Source organism: Actinocorallia libanotica, from assembly GCF_039525175.1.
Lineage (GTDB): Bacteria > Actinomycetota > Actinomycetes > Streptosporangiales > Streptosporangiaceae > Actinocorallia > Actinocorallia libanotica.
Genome location: NZ_BAAAHH010000005.1, coordinates 252,985 through 269,748 on the forward strand (window position 1 = coordinate 252,985; position 16,764 = coordinate 269,748).

The window sequence follows — 16,764 nt, forward strand, 5'->3', positions numbered from 1 at the left end:
AGGGGCGGCCTCCGTGCGGAGGCCGCCCCTTCTTCGAGCGGTGCGGTCAGTGCTCGACGAGTTCCGGCCGGGGCTCGGTCTTCGCCTTGCTCCGGTCGCCGTGCCCGGGCCACCAGGCGGCGTGCCCGAGCATCGCGGTGACGGCCGGGACCAGGAACATCGACATGACGAACGCGGCGAGCATGATGCCGATGGCCACGCCGAAGCCCATCTGCTGCATCATCGCGACCGGCGCGAGCATCATGACGGCGAAGGTGCCCGCCAGGATGACGCCCGCCGCCATGACCGTCGGGCCGCCGTGCTCGACGGCCAGGGCCGCGGCCCTGCGCGGATCATGGCCCTCGCGCGCCTCCTCGCGCAGCCGCGCGGTCATCAGGATGTTGTAGTCGGTGCCGATCGCCAGCACGAACAGGTACATGATGATCGGCAGCTGGAAGGTGACGCCCGGCTTGTCCAGCAGGCCCTGGAAGACGTACACCGTGGCGCCGATGGTCGCCGCGAAGCCCAGGAGCACCGCGGGCACCAGGTAGAGCGGCGCGACGAGGCTGCGCAGCTGCAGCGCCAGGATCAGCGCGATGAGCAGCGCCGCCACCGGCAGGATGACCGACAGGTCGCGGTTGTTCACCTCGTTGATGTCGGCGAAGAGCGCGGTCGTGCCGCCGACGTAGGCGCGGGTGCCCTCGGGCGCCGCCTTGTGGACGGCAGGCCGCAGGTCGTCCTTGACCAGGGAGATCGCGTCGTTGCCGAGCGGGTTTTCCTTGAGCACCAGGTCGACCCGGGCGATCGTCTTGGTCTTCTCGCCCGGGATGGGCGGCTGGACGGCGCCGACGCCGGGCGCCCCCTTGGCCGCCTCGGCGAAGGCCGAGAGCTGCTCGGGGGTGAGGTCGGCGCCGCTCTCGCTCTTGAGGTAGACCTGGACGGGCGTGGTCAGGCCGACCGGGAAGCCCCTCTCCATGTCCTTGAGCGCCTTGGCGGACTCGGTGTCCTGCGGGAATCCGGCCTGGAAGTCGTAGTCGGCCTTGAACATCAGCACGCCCGAGGCCAGCGCGGCCAGCAGGCCGCCCGACACCAGCGCCACCACCAGCGGCTTGGCGCCGACGAACGCGCCGACCTTGCGGGCGGTGCTCGCCTTCGGCTCCTGCTGCCAGGACTTGGAGGGCCAGAAGACCTTGGCGCCGAGCAGGACGATGATCGCCGGGATCAGGGTCAGCGAGGTGATCGCCATGACCACCACCGCGATCGCCAGGGACGGGCCCCAGGCGCTGAACACCCCGAAGGCGGCCAGCAGCAGCACCAGGAACGCCGCGGCGACGGCGGCCGCGGCCGAGGAGATGACCTCGCCGACCCGCTCCACCGCCAGGATCATCGCGGTCCGCTTGTCGTCCCCGGCGCGCAGCCGCTCCCGGAACCGGAACATCAGGAACAGGTAGTAGTCGGCGCCGATGCCGAACAACACGATGAGGATGATCGTCTGCAGCTGGTCGTCGCCGGAGAAGCCCATGAGCTTGGAGGCGATGCCGATCAGGCCCATCGCCACCTCCATGACCACCGTGATCACGACGATCGGGATGATGGCGGCCAGCGGGGCGCGGAAGATGACCAGGATCAGGCCGATGATCAGTACGAAGGTCGCGGCGCCGACGATGGCGAAGGCCCGGTTGAAGGACTCCTCGTTGTCGACCCAGCTGGCGATGTCACCGCCGATCTTGGCCTGCAGGCCGCTGCCCTGCAGCTGGCCGGGCAGCGCCTCGCGCAGGTCCCGGACGGCGTCGAGCTGCTTCTGCTGGTCCTCCAGGCTCTCCCCGGTCATCGGGACGTTGATGACCTGGACCTGCTTGTTGGGCGAGACCGCCTGCGGCCCGGTGACGATCTGGGCGACCATCTCGGGCTTGGGCAGGGCCTGGGCCACCTGGGTGGTCTTGGCCACGTCCTGGTCGGTGAGCGGCTTCCCGTCGGTGCGGGTGACCACGATCATCGCCGAGACGGTCTCGGTCTGCGGGAAGGCCTGCGCCGAGATCTCGGCGGCCTGCAGCGACTCGTACTTGGAGGGCAGGAAGTTGCTCTGGTCGGACTCGGTCTCGAGCTTGGGCGACAGCACGATGACGAGCACCGCCACCACCAGCCACGCCGCGATGGTCCACCAGGGGTGTTTGACGACGGCGTTGCCGAGCCGTCCGAACATGACGGAGCCTCTCTGGTTCAGGGAGTTTATGAAGTCTTTACGCAATCTAGAGGCGGGGCGGCTCTCCTGTGATCCACCCCTGTGCGGAAAGTCGATCCGGTACCTGCGGGGGAGGGGCACCTCCCTCAGGATGAGGGCCTCCTCCCGGACGCGGCCTCGGCCGCGTTGCGCCGGTGGTCAGGCGCTGACGGCCTTCTTGTAGAGGCGGGTGGCCAGGGGGACGAACACGAGGAGCATGACGGCGATCCAGAGGAGGGAGGCCGGGACGGCGTTCCGGATGGGCCAGGCGTCGGAGGTCTGAAACGCGGTGCCCGTGTTGCCGAAGAGCTCCCGTGCGGCCTGGGTGAAGGTGGAGACGGGGTTCCACTCGGCGACGACCCGCAGCGGCGCGGGCAGCTTGGAGCTGTCGAGGAAGGCGTTGGAGACGAACACCAGCGGGAGGGCGACCATGTTCGCGACGCCGTTGAAGCTCTCCGGCGTGCGCAGGGCCAGCGCGACGGTGGCGGTGAGCCAGGAGAACACGTAGGCGAACAGCAGCAGCAGGCCGAAGCCGAGGACCGCCTCGCCCGGGGAGGTGTGCACCCGCCAGCCGACGATCAGCCCCATCACCGCCATGACGACCAGGCTGGCGAGGTTCAGCAGCAGGTCGCTGACGGTCTGGCCGATCAGCACCCCGGACCGGGCCATGGGCAGGGAGCGGAACCGGTCGTAGATGCCCTTCTGCAGGTCCAGGGTCAGCGTGTAGCCGGTCATCTGCGCGCTGATGATCACGGCCTGGACGAAGATGCCGGGGAGCAGGTACTCCTTGTACGGCACTCCGGGGACGTCGATGGCGCTGCCGAAGACGTAGGCGAACAGCAGCACGAGCACGACCGGGAGCATGACGGCGCCGACGAGGAGGTCGGGTGAGCGCCTGATCTTCAGGGTGTTGCGTTTGGCGATGGTCCAGCCGTCGGTGACGGGCAGGATGAGCGCGTTCATCGGGTGGCCTCCTGGAGCCGCGGGTCGGCGCCGGACGCCTGGCGGCCGGTCAGCGAGAGGTAGACGTCGTCGAGGGTGGGCCGCCGCAGCCCGGCGTCCCGCACCCGGATTCCGGCGTCGGCGAGCCGGCCGAGGATCAGGTGGAGCGACCCGGGGCCGTCGATGACCGAGACGATGAGCTGGAGCGATTCCGGCACCGTCCGGATGGTGCCGACGGGCGAGCGTTCGAGGACCCGCCGGGCGGCCTCCAGGTCGGCCGCGTCGGCCGCGGTCAGCTCGATGCGGTTGCCGCCGATCCGGTCCTTGAGCTCGTCGGCGGTGCCGTCGGCGATGGCACGGCCCTGGTCGACCACCAGGATCCGGTCGGCGAGGTGATCGGCCTCCTCCATGTACTGGGTGGTCAGCAGCAGCGTGCCGCCCCCCGCGACGAGCTCGGAGATCGTCTCCCACAGAGCGGCGCGGGCGCGGGGGTCCAGGCCCGTGGTCGGCTCGTCCAGGAACAGCACCGGCGGGTCGGCGACCAGTGCTCCGGCGAGGTCGATGCGGCGGCGCATGCCTCCGGAGTAGCCCTTCACGGGGCGGTCGGCGGCCTCGGTGAGGTCGAAGCGCTCCAGCAGCTCGCGGGCACGGGCCTTGGCGCGCCCGGCGCCCAGGTGGTAGAGGCGTCCGACCATCTCCAGGTTCTCGGCGCCGGTGAGGTGCTCGTCGACGGCGGCGTACTGGCCGGACAGGCCGATGCGCGAGCGCAGCCGCCCGGCGTCGCGGACGATGTCGCATCCGGCGACGGTGGCGGAGCCGCCGTCGGGGCGCAGCAGCGTGGTCAGGATCCGCACGGTCGTGGTCTTCCCGGCGCCGTTCGGGCCGAGCAGGGCCAGCACCGTTCCCTGCGGGACGGAGAAGCTCAAACCGTCCAGGGCCGTCCTCTCGCCGTATCTCTTGACCAGCCCTTCGGCTGTGATCGCATCGCTCATGGGGGGCTCCTCAGGGATGTCGGGGGGTCAGGACCGGTGGACGTCGATGTCGCCCCAGCTGGTCTGCGCGTGCACCTCGACGACGTCGTCGGTGGCCGCGGGGCCGTCGGCGGCGGGCAGGGCGCTGCGCACCAGGCCGTTCTTGGAATGCAGGTCCAGCCGGGCGGCCGTGCCCTCGGGGATGCCGATGCCGACCTTGCCGTGGCCGCCCTCCAGGCGGAGGGTGCCGCTCACCGCCGCCTCGATCCGGATCCGGCCGTGCGCGGACCTGGCGGTCAGGCCGGCCAGCACACGGCCGACGGTGATCTCGCCGACGCCGGTCTTCAGCTGCAGGTCGCCGGTCGCCTCGCCCAGGATGATGGCGCCGGTGGAGTTCTTCACCGTGCCGGGGCCGTCGACGACCCCGATCCGGATCGCCCCGGTCGAGCCGGTCACCTCGACGGGGCCGGTCACCCGGTCCACCCGGATCTCGCCGGTGGAGGCCCTGGCCTCCAGCGGCCCGGTCTCCTCCAGGCGCAGGTCGCCGTTCATGCTGTGCAGGAAGGTCTGGCCGAGCGAGCCGGTGGCGACGAAGTCCACGACGCCTCCCGCGGCGCCTCTGCCCTCGACGCGGGAGCCGGCCGGCAGGCCGACGGTCACCTCGATGGAGCCGCGCCAGGACCGCAGGTACCCCAGGCCCCTGGGCTTGGGGCCCCGCACCAGCAGCCGTCCACCGGAGAACTCGACGGACGTCTGCTCGGCGGCCTGCACGCTCGCCTCGTTGGACGGGTCGCTGGGGCGCACCTCCACCACGGTGTCGGCGCGGTCGCCGGCGTGGATCTGGACCTGGCCGACATAGACCTCGATGTCAGCAATGATCGGTTCGGGAGTGTCGAAAGCGGGCATGGCGGAGCCCTCCTCACGGGTCCGGTGGAACGTCCCGGCCTCGGGGCCGGGCGATGGGTGACGACGGGTGACGACGGGTGGCGGGAGGCGCGGCCGGCTAGCGCACCCAGCCGGTGTAGCCGCGCCCGCTCCGGGGCTGCTGGGGCCGGTCGGCGGGACGGCTTCCGGTGCCGGGCTCGAACGCGGCGGAAACGGCGCGGACCAGCCAGGCGTTGACCGAGATCCCCTGCCGGCCGGCCGCCTCCTCCACCCGGAGCTTGAGGTGTTCGGGCAGGCGCAGCGTCATCCGCGCGGTGCCGCCCTCCTCGGCGATCGGCAGCGCGGAGGGCGCGGACGCGGTCTCGGGGCCGCCGATCGCGTTCTCCGCAGCCGGTTCCGGCCACGGAGACGTCACCACGAACGCCGGTTCGCCGCCGCGCAGCCGCACGTCGACCGAGCCCGGCGCGAGCTCGCCGGTGATCTCGTCCGCCGCGGCCGACAGCACCTCCAGCAGGGTGAGCTTGGTCGCGGCTTCGAGAACGCCGGTGAGGCGCTCGGCCAGCGCGCGGGCGTCCGGGCCGGCCGCCTCGGCGGCGACGGCGAGCTCGTGGCGAAGGTTCTCCACGTACGGCATCAGGTCCATGCCTTCAATGTGGCGTCATTGCGACGTCATGTCAAGCGAATAGTGACGTCACTTTGCCCAGGGGTGGCGTCACATGACTGCGCGGAACACCGTCCTCGGCGGGAAGAACATCGCCCGGCACCCGCGGTCCTCGCCTTCCGCAGGGTGACGGGCACCTAACCTGGGAGGATGAACGACCGGAGCTTCGAGACACTGGCGATCCACGCGGGGCAGGAACCCGATCCGGTGACGGGGGCGGTGGTGCCGCCGATCTACCAGGTCTCCACCTACCAGCAGGACGCGATCGGAAGCCTGCGCGGGGGATACGAGTACAGCCGCAGCGCCAACCCCTCCCGTACGGCGCTGGAGGAGTGCCTGGCGGCGCTGGAGGGCGGCAGGAGGGGGCTGGCCTTCGCGTCGGGGCTCGCGGCGGAGGACGCGGTGCTGCGGGCGCTGTGCGCCCCCGGCTCGCACGTGGTGATCCCCAACGACGCCTACGGGGGGACGTACCGGCTGTTCGCCAAGGTCTACGAGCGCTGGGGCGTGTCCTTCTCGCCGGTGCCGCTGGCGGACCCGGCGGCCGTCCGGGCGGCGATCCGGCCCGAGACGTCACTGGTGTGGCTGGAGACGCCCACCAACCCGCTGCTGGGCATCGCCGACATCGAGGCCATGGCGGGGATCGCCCGCGAGGCGGGGGCGCTGCTGGTGGTCGACAACACGTTCGCCAGCCCGTACCTGCAGCAGCCGCTGGCGCTGGGCGCCGACGTGGTGCTGCACTCCACCACCAAGTACGTCGGGGGCCACTCCGACGTGGTGGGCGGCGCCGTGGTCACCGCCTCGGACGAGGTCGGCGAGCGGCTGGCCTACCACCAGAACGCGATGGGCGCGGTCGCCGGGCCGTTCGACTCCTGGCTGACCCTGCGCGGCATCAAGACCCTGGCCGTGCGCATGGACCGGCACTGCGCCAACGCCGCGCGGGTCGTGGACCTGCTCACCGGCCACCCGAAGGTCGCCGGCGTGCTCTACCCGGGCCTGCCCGACCACCCGGGCCACGAGACCGCCGCCAAGCAGATGCGCGGCTTCGGCGGCATGGTCTCCTTCCGCATGGGCTCCGAGGAGGCCGCCGTGCGCGTCTGCGAGGCCACGGAGCTGTTCATCCTCGGCGAGTCCCTCGGCGGCGTGGAGTCCCTCATCGAGCACCCGGCCCGGATGACCCACGCCTCGGCCGCCGGGTCCCCTCTCGAGGTCCCGGCGGACCTGGTGCGGCTGTCGGTCGGCATCGAGGAGGCCGGCGACCTGCTCGCCGACCTGGAGCAGGCGCTGGAGAAGGCGTAGGCGACAGCCGGCCGATCGGCTGTCGCCCTCGCGGGGGTCCGGGGGTCCGGGGGTCGCCTCCCGGACGGCCGGTCGGCCTTATCGGGGGGCCGGGTCCATCAGTCCGCGTTCCAGTAGCTGCCGCCCTCGAAGATCAGGGCGGCGGCGCCGACCAGGCCGGCGGTCTGGCCGAGGGCGGCGGGGACGACCCGCACGTTGCGGGCGAACCGCATGCGGGCGTGGGCGCGGAAGGTCTCCTCCAGGGGGGCGAACAGCAGGGGTCCGGCCTGGGCGAGGCCGCCGCCGATGGCGACGACGTCCAGGTCGCACAGGTGGGTGGCCGAGGCGATGGCGATGCCCAAGGCGCGGCCGGCGCGGCGCATGGCGGCGACCGCGATGGGGTGGCCGCGCCCGGCGTCGGCGGCCAGGTCCTTGGCGGTGGCGGCGGGCTGCTCCGCCCGCCAGCCCTCGGCCTCCGCCCAGGCGGCCAGGGCCGGGCCGCGGGCGATCGCCTCCAGGCAGCCGCGCCCGCCGCAGGTGCAGGGCAGGCCGCCGGGGTCGACGACGATGTGGCCGATGTGCCCGGCGTTGCCGCTGGCCCCGTCGATGAGCCGGCCGCCCAGGATCAGGCCGCCGCCCACGCCGGTCGAGACCACCATGCCCAGCACGTTGTCCGAGCCCTTGCCCGCGCCGCGCCAGTGCTCGCCGACGGCGACGGCGACGGCGTCGTTGTGCACCCGGACGGCGAGCCCCGGGTGGCGCTCCCGCAGCCGGTCGCGCAGGGGGAAGTCGCGCCAGCCGGGGATGTTGAGGGGGGAGACCTCGGCCGAGGGCCACTTCATGGGCCCGCCGCAGCCCACACCGACGCCGATCAGCTCGCCGTCGGTGTGGAGCTTGTCGAGCAGGGCCTCCAGCGTTCGCCACAGTCCTTCGGCGTCCACGCGGGGGGTCTCGGTTCGTTCGTAGGACTCGACCCGTCCGTTCGGGTCGACGATGCCCACGGCCATCTTGGTGCCACCGATGTCTACGGCTAGAACGCGCTCATCGCTCATGCGGCGCTGTCCTTCCTGTGTCGGAGCCTGCGAAGGCGAGAATGGAGGCGGTGAAACCGTGAATATGGTTGCGGCCGGCCACCGGACCGATCTCCCCGTCGGCGAAGAATCCGCCGACGGAGCCGAACCGGTCCAGGGCCCGCACGTCGTGGTCCGAGGCGCCGAACATCGCGCGTCCCCGGCCGTTGCAGGAGAAGAGAAGGGCTCCTTCGACGGGGCCGATGTCGAAGCCCCGGATGAGGCGGGTGAGGTTGCTGTCGGCGGCCCCGGCGTCCCGCACCTGGAATCTGACGGTCTGGCCGGTGGTGACCACGTCGCCGACGGCCAGCGCCCCGGTGTCGGCGTCGACGCCCACGACCCCGCGCACCAGGAAGTCGCCCTGCTCGTGCTCCTCGGCGTACTCGTCCATGGCGATCCCGATGAGCAGGCCCTGGGTGGCCAGCTCGCGCTCGGGTTCGGTCAGGCCCGCGATGATCTCCTCCAGCTTGTCCAGGGCGGGCGCCCCGGCCAGCTCGAACAGCACGTTCTGCTCGGCGCTGGTCACCGTCATCGGCGGGCCGATGGGCCGGGCGCCCTGGCTGAGCAGTGTCACCGCGTTGACCGGGCCGCCGATGACGACGCCGACGGCGCCGGTCTCGACGATCTGGTCGTCCACGAAGAGCCGTGTCTCGCCCTGGCCGCCGCCCGCGAGGCCGCCGACGAGCGGGAGGCCGGGCAGGACCTCCTCGGAGCGCTCGACGAAGGCGTCCACGGGGAAGGAGTAGGGGTCGGCGAGCAGGATCCCCGCCACGTCCTCCGGCGAGTTCTCCGGCATGCCGACCACCACCAGGCGCTCCTCGGCCTGGAGGGTCTCCAGCCGGAAGGGCTCCAGGCGCGCCCCCGGCAGGATCGCCGCCCAGGCGCTGACCGCCGAGGCCTCCTCGATGCCCTTGCCCGCCGCGATCACCCCGTCGGCGCTGCACCCCAGCACCGTGCGGGCGTCGCTGAAGGCCATCGCGTGCCGTGCGGCGCGCTCGACCTCCTGGGGGTCCGTCCCGTTGACGAACACGCACAGGAGATCCGCTCTTCCGTCGAGGGCCCGCGTCGCCTGCCGTACGGCCTCTTCGGCCGCGCGGACGAGATCGGGCCCCATTGCCAGTCCGTCCCCGAAACGAGTCATGATTTGATTCAACCGGTCTTGACCCAGATCCGAAACCACTCCCATGTAAACAGTGCGGTTGGGACAGAGGGGACGTAATCTCTTTCAGGTGCCTTCCCAACCGCGTGAGACCACGCTCGCCGAACTGCTCGCCTCGGGCCATGTTCACCGGCCCGTGAAGACCGAGCTGCGAGAAAATCTCCTGTCACGTTTGAAAACAGGGGAAAAGAGATTTCCGGGAATCGTCGGTTTCGATGAGACCGTGCTCCCCCATGTGGAACGGGCCCTGCTCGCGGGCCACGATCTGGTCCTGCTGGGCGAGCGGGGCCAGGGAAAGACCCGGCTGATCCGCACGCTGATCGGCCTGCTCGACGAGTGGACGCCGGTGATCGCGGGCTGCGAGATCAACGATCATCCTTTTGAGCCTGTCTGCATCCGGTGTAAGAGGCTGGCCGAAGAGGCGGGCGGGGACCTGCCGGTCGTCTGGAGGCACCGCGAGGAGCGGTACGGCGAGAAGCTCGCCACGCCCGACACCTCCGTCGGCGACCTCATCGGCGACGTCGACCCGATCAAGGTCGCCGAGGGCCGCACCCTGGGCGACCCCGAGACGGTGCACTACGGCCTGGTGCCCCGCACCAACCGGGGGATCTTCGCCGTCAACGAGCTGCCCGACCTCGCCGAGCGCATCCAGGTGGCGCTGCTGAACGTGCTGGAGGAGCGGGACGTGCAGATCCGCGGCTACTCGCTGCGGCTGCCGCTGGACCTGCTGCTCATCGCCTCGGCCAACCCCGAGGACTACACCAACCGGGGCCGCATCATCACCCCGCTCAAGGACCGCTTCGGCGCGGAGATCCGCACCCACTACCCGCTGGAGCTCGCCACCGAGCTCGACCTCGTCGTCCAGGAGGCCGACCTCGTCGCCGAGGTGCCGCGGCACCTGCTGGAGGTGATCGCCCGGTTCACCCGGCTGGTCCGCGAGTCCAAGGCCGTCGACGCCCGTTCCGGCGTGTCGGCGCGGTTCTCCGTGGCGGGCGCCGAGACGGTGGCGGCGGGCGCGCTGCGCCGCGCCGCGCTCGCCGGCGAGGAGCGGGCCGTGGCCCGGGCCTGCGACCTGCCCGCGGTGGTGCCGAGCCTGATGGGCAAGGTCGAGTTCGAGGTCAGCGAGGAGGGCCGCGAGCAGGAGGTGCTGGAGCACCTGCTGCGCCGCGCCGTCGCCGAGACCTTCCGCCGCCACCTGGGCGGCGCCGACCTGTCGGGGCTGCTGGAGCGGTTCGACGCGGGCGAGAGCGTGGACACCGGCGAGCTGGTGCCCTCGGCGGAGCTGCTGAGGCGCCTCGGCCCGGTGCGCGGGCTGGCCAAGCTGATGGAGCTGCTGGACCTGGACGGCGACTCGCCCGGCCAGGCCGCGGCGGCGCTGGAGTTCGCGCTGGAGGGCCTGTACCTCACCCGGCGCCTGTCCAAGGACGTCTCGGGCGAGGGCTCGACCTACCGCACCTGAGCGGGCGAGGGGGAACCATGAGGTACCGCTACGGACCGTACCGGGAGGGGCCCGACCCGCTGGCGCCCCCGTACGACGTCCGCGAGGCGCTCGACGCCGTCGGCGAGGAGGTGCTGAACGGCGGCCGCGTCTCCGACGCGCTGCGCGACCTGCTGCGGCGGGGCCCGGGCGGCGAGAACGGCCGCCGGGGCCTGGACGACCTGCTGCGGGAGGTCCGCGAACGCCGCCGCGAGCTGAGCGGGCGCGGCCGCATGGACGGGATCCTCCAGGAGGCCAGGGCGCTGCTGGACACCGCGGTGGGCCAGGAGCGCGCCGAGCTGTTCCCCGACCCGTCCGACGAGGCGCGGCTGCGCGAGGCCGAGCTGGACCAGCTGCCGTCCGACACCGCGCGCGCCGTCCGGGCGCTGCGGGACTACCGGTGGCGTTCGGAGGCGGCCCGGCGGACGTTCGAGCGGCTGAAGGACCTGCTGCGCGACGACGTGCTGGACGCCCAGTTCGAGGGGCTCAAGCAGGCGCTCCAGGGCGGGGATCCGGCCGGGACGGAGCGGGTCAAGCACATGATGGCCGCGCTCAACGCGATGTTGGAGGCCGACGCCAGGGGCGAGCACCGCCAGGAGGACTTCGACGCCTTCATGGCCGAGTACGGCGACCTCTTCCCCGACGAGCCGCGGACCCTGGAAGAGCTGGTGGACTCCCTGGCCCGCCGCTCGGCCGCGCTGAACCGGCTGATGAACTCCCTCGACCCCGAGCAGCGCGCCGAGCTGGCCGGGCTGATGGCCGAGGCGCTGCAGGACGCGGGTCTGGAGCTGGAGATGTCGCGGCTCGGCGACGCGCTGCGCCGGCGCCGCCCCGACCTGGACTGGTCGGGCACGCAGCGCATGGACGGCGAGGACTCCCTCGGCCTGGCCGACGCCACCGGCGCGCTGGCCGACCTCGCGGACCTGGCGGAGCTGGAGGCGGCGCTGCGCCAGGACTACCCCGGCGCGGACCTGGCCGACGTGGACGAGGAGGCCGTGCGGCGCGCGCTGGGGCGGAGCGCCGTGGACGACCTGGCGGAGCTGCGCCGGATCGAGGCGGAGCTGGAGCGCCAGGGCTATCTCAACCGGGAGGGCGGCCGGCTGGAGCTGACGCCCAAGGCCGTCCGGAGACTCGGGCAGTCGGCGCTGCGCAAGGTCTTCGCGCGGCTCAAGGCCGGCCGCAACGGCCAGCACGACCAGCGCGACGCGGGGCAGGCGGGCGAGTTCACCGGCACGTCGCGGCAGTGGCGGTTCGGCGACGAGCAGCCGCTGGACGTGGTGCGGACGGTCTCCAACGCGCTCCTTCGCGACCCGTCCGACGTCCGGCTGCTGCCGGAGGACTTCGAGGTCAAGGAGACCGAGCGGCGCAGCGCGGCGGCGGTCTGCCTGCTGGTCGACCTGTCGTACTCGATGGTCACGCGCGGCTCCTGGGCCGATGCCAAGCAGACGGCGCTGGCGCTGCACTCCCTGGTCAGCACCCAGTACCCGCAGGACGCGATCCAGATCATCGGGTTCTCCCGGCACGCCCGGGTGCTGCGACCCGAGCAGATGGCCGTGCTGGACTCCGACTGGGTCCAGGGCACCAACCTGCACCACGCGCTGCTGCTGGCGGGGCGGCACCTGGACGCCCACCCGGGCTTCGACCCGATCGTGCTGGTGGTGACCGACGGCGAGCCGACCGCGCACCTGCGGTCCGACGGGCTGCCGGTGTTCGACTACCCGCCCTCGCCCGAGACCGTGGCGCTGACCTTCGCCGAGGTCGACAAGATGACGCGGCGCGGCGCCACCCTCAACGTGTTCATGCTGGCCGAGGACCGCAGGCTGGTGGCGTTCGTGGAGGAGCTGGCCCGGCGCAACGGCGGACGGGTCTTCTCCCCGGACTCCGGGCGACTCGGAGAGTACGTGGTCAGTGACTATCTGCGAGCGAGAGGGTGATCGGCAGGTTAAGGTCGGGGTATGTCGACCGCTGATCGCATCCTGCTCGTCCTGCACGTGGGATTCGCCATCTTCACGCTGGGCCCGCTGACCGCGGCCACCATGTCCACGCCCCGCTACATCCGGGCGCGCAACGTGCAGGTCCTGCGCTACCTGCGGTTGACGACCCGGATCTACGGGCTGGCCACGCTGGGCATCTTCGTGTTCGGGCTGTTCCTGGCCGAGGGCAGGTTCGACCAGGTGTGGCTGTCGGCGTCGATGACGCTGTTCATCGTCGCCTTCCTGCTGCTGCTCCTCATCGAGCGCGACCAGGGCAAGGTCATCTCCAAGCTCGGCAAGGCCGAGCCGGGCGCCGAGGGACCCGACATCAGGGCGGAGCAGAGCCGCATCGCCGCGGTGTCGGGCATCACGGCGCTGCTGTGGGTGGTGATCCTGGTGCTGATGATCTGGAACGGCTGACGCGGGCGCCGCTCACGCCGCCCGGGCGCTCACTTCGCCCTGGTGCTCACTTCGCCCACTTGGCGATCCACTTGAGCACCTGGTTGTAGTTCTTCTTGTTCTTGAGGATCTCGGCGCCGTGCCGGTCGCCGGGCAGCTCCCGCAGGGTCACCGGGACGCCCTCCGCGCGCATCTCGGCGCGCAGCGCCTGGCTCTGCTCGGCGGGCACGAACTCCTTGGCCGAGTGGACGATCAGGGTGGGCGCGTCGCCCGGGGTGACGTGCTCGTCGGGGGTGGCGTCGGTGACCAGGGGCCAGCAGTCGGGGTCCTGGAAGACCGGGGTGCAGCCCAGCAGCTGGACCACGGCCTGGCGCAGCCTGCGGGTGTAGTAGTCGGCGTTCTCCTGCCCGCCGGCCTCGTAGCCCTCCATGGGGGAGTTCACCGGGGACAGCGCCACCACGGCCCGCACCCGGGTGCCGCCGGTGCCGTGGACGGCCAGCATGGAGGCGAGCTGGCCGCCGGCCGAGGTGCCCATCGCGATGATGCGCTTGGGGTTGACGCCCATCTTCGCCGACCGCTTGCGGATGTACTTCACCGCGCCCTCGACGTCATCGCGCTGCGCGGGCCAGACCGCCTGCTGGCTCAGCCGGTAGTTGGTGGAGAACACCACGTACCCGCGGGCGGCGAGGTCCTTGGCGAAGGACTTCCAGTGCGACTTGTCGCCGCCCCACCAGTAGCCGCCGTGGATGAGCAGGAGGGCGGGCCGCTTCTTCTTGTTCTTGGCGGGCGTCGCGTAGATGTCCATGCGCTGGGATTTGAGGGTGCCGAAGGCCACCGTCTTCGTCTTGACCACGGGGGCCGCCTGGACGGGGCCTGCCCAGCCCACGGACGCCGCAACGATCGCGGAGGTGACAAGGAGCGCGCGCATGAGCCAGCAGCCTAGTGGGTGAGAACCTCTCATAGGGGAAAGACCGGTACAGGCGTTAAAAGTCCCTTGCGCCCCCTCCGTCTCGCGAAATCCGGTGCGCGCAGGGTAACGTCCCCTCTGACCAGCAGCGCGACTGAGCCGATGAGCACGGGAGACCCCGCAGTGAGCCGAACCGCCTACTGGACCGCGGCCGCCGTCCTGTCAGGAGTCCTGGTCGCGGCTCTCCCCTTCGCCGCCGGTGTGATCAAGGAGGAGACGGGCGCCGCCGACCCCGCGCCGCGCGAGACCGCCGCGCAGCGGGAGTACGACCGCATCGGCTACTTCCCGCGCTGGGCGGCCTACCAGCGCGAGTTCCACGTGAAGAACCTGGTGACCAGCGGCGCGGTCGGCAACCTCACCACGATCCAGTACGCCTTCGCCGAGCCGGACCCCAAGGGGCGCTGCTCGGTGACGTCCAAGGGCGGCTCCGGTCCCAGCGCCCACGACGACTACGTCCGCGCCTACAAGGCCGAGGACAGCGTCGACGGCGTCGCCGACGAGGCGGACGATGCGCTGCGCGGGCACTTCGGGCAGCTGCGGCGGCTCAAGGAGCGGTACCCGGATCTGAAGATCAACCTGGCGATGGGCGGCTGGACCGGCTCGAAGTACTTCTCCAACGGGGCGCTCACCGCCGCCTCGCGCAAGGCGATGGTCGAGTCCTGCCTCGACCTGTTCATCCGGGGAAACCTGCCCGAGACCGGCGGGGCGGGCGGCGAGGGCGCGGCCGCCGGCCTGTTCGACGGCATCGACATCGACTGGGAGTGGCCCGGCTCGCCCGGCTACAACGACAACGTCCACCGGCCCGAGGACAAGCGCAACCTCACCCTGCTGCTCGCCGAGTTCCGCCGCCAGCTCGACGCCCAGGGGGAGAAGGACGGCAGGCGCTACGGCCTGTCGATGTTCCTGCCCGCCGCGCCGAGCGACATCAAGAACCTCGAGGTCGCCAAGATCCACGAGTACCTCGACTACGGCAGCCTCCAGGGGTATGACCTGCACGGCCAGTGGGAGGAGCGCACCGGCCACCAGAGCAACCTCTACGACGCCGCGGACGACCCGGGCACGCCCGGAAAGTTCAGCGTGGACGCCTCGCTGAGCGACTACCTGGACGCCGGATGGCCCGCCGCCAAGATGAACCTCGGCATCCCCATGTACGGCCGTGGCTGGAAGGGCGTTCCCGGCAGGAACAAGGGCCTGTGGCAGGCCGGGACGGGCCCGGCGAAGGGCGCCCACGAGGAGGGGCTGGAGGACTACAAGGTCCTCGCCCGCCGCGAGGGCACCGTCCACCGGGACGAGGAGGCCGGCGCCGTCTGGAAGTACGACGGCGACACCTGGTGGTCCTACGACGACCCGGAGCTCGTGCGGACCAAGGCCGCCTACATCAAGAAGAGGAAGCTCCGCGGCGGCATGTTCTGGTCCCTGGACGGCGACGACGACAAGGCGTCCCTGAGCGCCGCCCTGTTCAAGGCCCTGTCATGACGGCCGCCCCGCGCCCCGCCGTCACGGCGGCCCGCCGCCCTGCCGTCACGGCGGCCCGCCGCCGGACTGCCAGGATGGGCACATGAGCCAGACCGTCACCCTCGACGCGATCCGCCGGGCGCGGGAGGCGCTGGACGACGTGCTCGTCCGCACCCCGCTGCTGCGCTCCCGGCACCTTTCGGAGCTGGTGGGCGGGCCCGTCTACCTCAAGTGCGAGAACGTGCAGCGCACCGGCTCCTACAAGATCCGCGGCGCCTACACCCGCATCTCGCGGCTGAGCGAGGAGGAGCGGGCCAGGGGAGTGGTGGCGGCCAGCGCCGGCAACCACGCCCAGGGGGTGGCGCTCGCGGCCTCGCTGCTGGGCTGCAAGGCGACGATCTTCATGCCGGCGGGCGCGCCGCTGCCCAAGGTGGAGGCCACCCGCGCCTACGGGGCGCAGATCATCTACCCGGGCGACACGGTGGACGCCTGCCTGCCCGCCGCGCAGGAGTACGCCCGCGAGCACGGCGCGGTGTTCATCCACCCCTTCGACCACCCCGACATCGTCGCCGGGCAGGGCACGCTCGGGCTGGAGATCCTCCAGGAGTGCCCGGACGTGCGGACGGTCGTCACGGCCGTGGGCGGCGGCGGCCTGGCGTCCGGGCTGGGCGTCGCGCTCAAGGAGAGCGGGTTCGCCGGGAGCCTGCTGGGCGTCCAGGCCAAGCGTGCCGCCGCCTTCCCGCCCTCCCTGGCGGTGGGCCGCCCGACGAGCGTCACGCCGAGCCCCACGATGGCCGACGGCATCGCGGTGGGGCGGCCGGGCGAGCTGACCTTCCAGCTGGTCTCGCAGCACGTCGACTCGGTGGTGACGGTCTCGGAGGAGTCGATCTCCCGGGCGATGCTGCTCACCCTGGAGCGGGCCAAGCAGGTGGTGGAGCCGGCCGGGGCCGCCTCCGTCGCCGCCCTGCTGGAGCACACCTACGCCATGCGCCCGCCGGTCGTGGCGGTGCTGTCCGGCGGCAACATCGACCCGCTGCTGCTGGCCAAGGTGCTGCGGCACGGCCTGGCCACCGCCGGGCGCTACATGGTGGTGCGGGTGCGCCTCACCGACCGGCCGGGCGCGCTGGTGCGACTGCTGTCGGAGCTGGCCGAGCTCGGCGTCAACGTGCTGGACGTCATGCACGAGCGGGTCGCGGCACGGCTCCACCTGGAGGACGCCGAGGTGGTGCTGCACCTGGAGACCCGCGGCCCCGAGCACAGCGGAGAGGTCATGGGGCGGCTGCGCAGGCAGGGCTACACGGTCAAGTTCAACTGAGCCGCGCCAGGCCCC

General features: G+C 72.0%; 14 protein-coding genes. 6 read left to right on the forward strand and 8 right to left on the reverse strand.

All coding sequences use genetic code 11. The annotated features are described in order from the left end of the window. Positions 1–46: 46 nt before the first annotated feature. From ABD140_RS09655 to ABD140_RS09675, 5 genes are all read right to left on the reverse strand, one after another. Positions 47–2,182, reverse strand: a complete 2,136-nt coding sequence (locus tag ABD140_RS09655) for an MMPL family transporter (RefSeq protein ID WP_344239015.1) — start codon at positions 2,180–2,182, stop codon at positions 47–49. Between the two features lie 177 nt (positions 2,183–2,359). After that, positions 2,360–3,163, reverse strand: coding sequence for an ABC transporter permease (locus tag ABD140_RS09660; protein WP_344239017.1), 804 nt, complete (start codon positions 3,161–3,163; stop codon positions 2,360–2,362). Further along, the gene (locus tag ABD140_RS09665) at positions 3,160–4,134 is read right to left on the reverse strand and encodes an ATP-binding cassette domain-containing protein (RefSeq protein WP_344239019.1); all 975 of its coding nucleotides are present in this window, start codon (positions 4,132–4,134) and stop codon (positions 3,160–3,162) included. Before ABD140_RS09665 ends, ABD140_RS09660 begins: the two co-directional genes overlap by 4 nt. 27 nt (positions 4,135–4,161) lie before the next feature. Further along, on the reverse strand, positions 4,162–5,019 hold the full coding sequence (locus ABD140_RS09670; protein ID WP_344239021.1) for a DUF4097 family beta strand repeat-containing protein: 858 nt from the start codon (positions 5,017–5,019) through the stop codon (positions 4,162–4,164). A gap of 97 nt (positions 5,020–5,116) precedes the next feature. Then, positions 5,117–5,641 (reverse strand): toxin-antitoxin system HicB family antitoxin, encoded by a 525-nt coding sequence (locus ABD140_RS09675; RefSeq protein ID WP_344239023.1) that lies wholly within the window; start codon positions 5,639–5,641, stop codon positions 5,117–5,119. A 168-nt stretch (positions 5,642–5,809) separates the two neighbouring features. Between ABD140_RS09675 and ABD140_RS09680 the strand changes: the two genes are divergently transcribed. After that, complete coding sequence (locus ABD140_RS09680) at positions 5,810–6,955, forward strand: cystathionine gamma-synthase (protein ID WP_344239025.1); 1,146 nt, start codon at positions 5,810–5,812, stop codon at positions 6,953–6,955. Positions 6,956–7,053: 98 nt separating this feature from the next. Here ABD140_RS09680 and ABD140_RS09685 read toward each other — a convergent pair whose 3' ends face one another. Both ABD140_RS09685 and ABD140_RS09690 read right to left on the reverse strand, forming a co-directional pair. Next, complete coding sequence (locus ABD140_RS09685) at positions 7,054–7,986, reverse strand: ROK family protein (protein WP_344239027.1); 933 nt, start codon at positions 7,984–7,986, stop codon at positions 7,054–7,056. Next, positions 7,976–9,145: an FIST signal transduction protein gene (locus ABD140_RS09690; RefSeq protein WP_344239029.1), complete on the reverse strand. Its 1,170-nt coding sequence runs from the start codon at positions 9,143–9,145 to the stop codon at positions 7,976–7,978. The genes ABD140_RS09685 and ABD140_RS09690 overlap by 11 nt, the downstream gene beginning before the upstream one ends. A gap of 88 nt (positions 9,146–9,233) precedes the next feature. Here ABD140_RS09690 and ABD140_RS09695 point away from each other — a divergent pair, with 88 nt between their 5' ends. From ABD140_RS09695 to ABD140_RS09705, 3 genes are read left to right on the forward strand one after another with little or no spacing between them, the layout of a single operon-like run. After that, on the forward strand, positions 9,234–10,622 hold the full coding sequence (locus tag ABD140_RS09695) for a sigma 54-interacting transcriptional regulator (RefSeq protein ID WP_344239031.1): 1,389 nt from the start codon (positions 9,234–9,236) through the stop codon (positions 10,620–10,622). Between the two features lie 17 nt (positions 10,623–10,639). After that, entirely contained in the window at positions 10,640–12,574 is a 1,935-nt protein-coding gene (locus tag ABD140_RS09700) for a hypothetical protein (RefSeq protein ID WP_344239033.1), read from the forward strand. Between the two features lie 21 nt (positions 12,575–12,595). Beyond that, positions 12,596–13,033, forward strand: coding sequence for a hypothetical protein (locus tag ABD140_RS09705; protein WP_344239035.1), 438 nt, complete (start codon positions 12,596–12,598; stop codon positions 13,031–13,033). A 46-nt stretch (positions 13,034–13,079) separates the two neighbouring features. On the opposite strand, the gene ABD140_RS09710 is transcribed toward ABD140_RS09705, so the two are convergent. Then, entirely contained in the window at positions 13,080–13,940 is an 861-nt protein-coding gene (locus ABD140_RS09710; RefSeq protein WP_344239037.1) for an alpha/beta hydrolase, read from the reverse strand. A gap of 141 nt (positions 13,941–14,081) precedes the next feature. Between ABD140_RS09710 and ABD140_RS09715 the strand changes: the two genes are divergently transcribed. Both ABD140_RS09715 and ilvA read left to right on the forward strand, forming a co-directional pair. Continuing rightward, positions 14,082–15,455 carry a glycoside hydrolase family 18 protein gene (locus ABD140_RS09715; RefSeq protein WP_344239039.1) on the forward strand — a complete coding sequence of 458 codons (1,374 nt, stop codon included), beginning with the start codon at positions 14,082–14,084 and terminating at the stop codon, positions 15,453–15,455. Positions 15,456–15,537: 82 nt separating this feature from the next. Continuing rightward, positions 15,538–16,749: a threonine ammonia-lyase gene (gene ilvA, locus ABD140_RS09720; protein WP_344239041.1), complete on the forward strand. Its 1,212-nt coding sequence runs from the start codon at positions 15,538–15,540 to the stop codon at positions 16,747–16,749. The last annotated feature ends 15 nt before the right edge of the window (positions 16,750–16,764 follow it).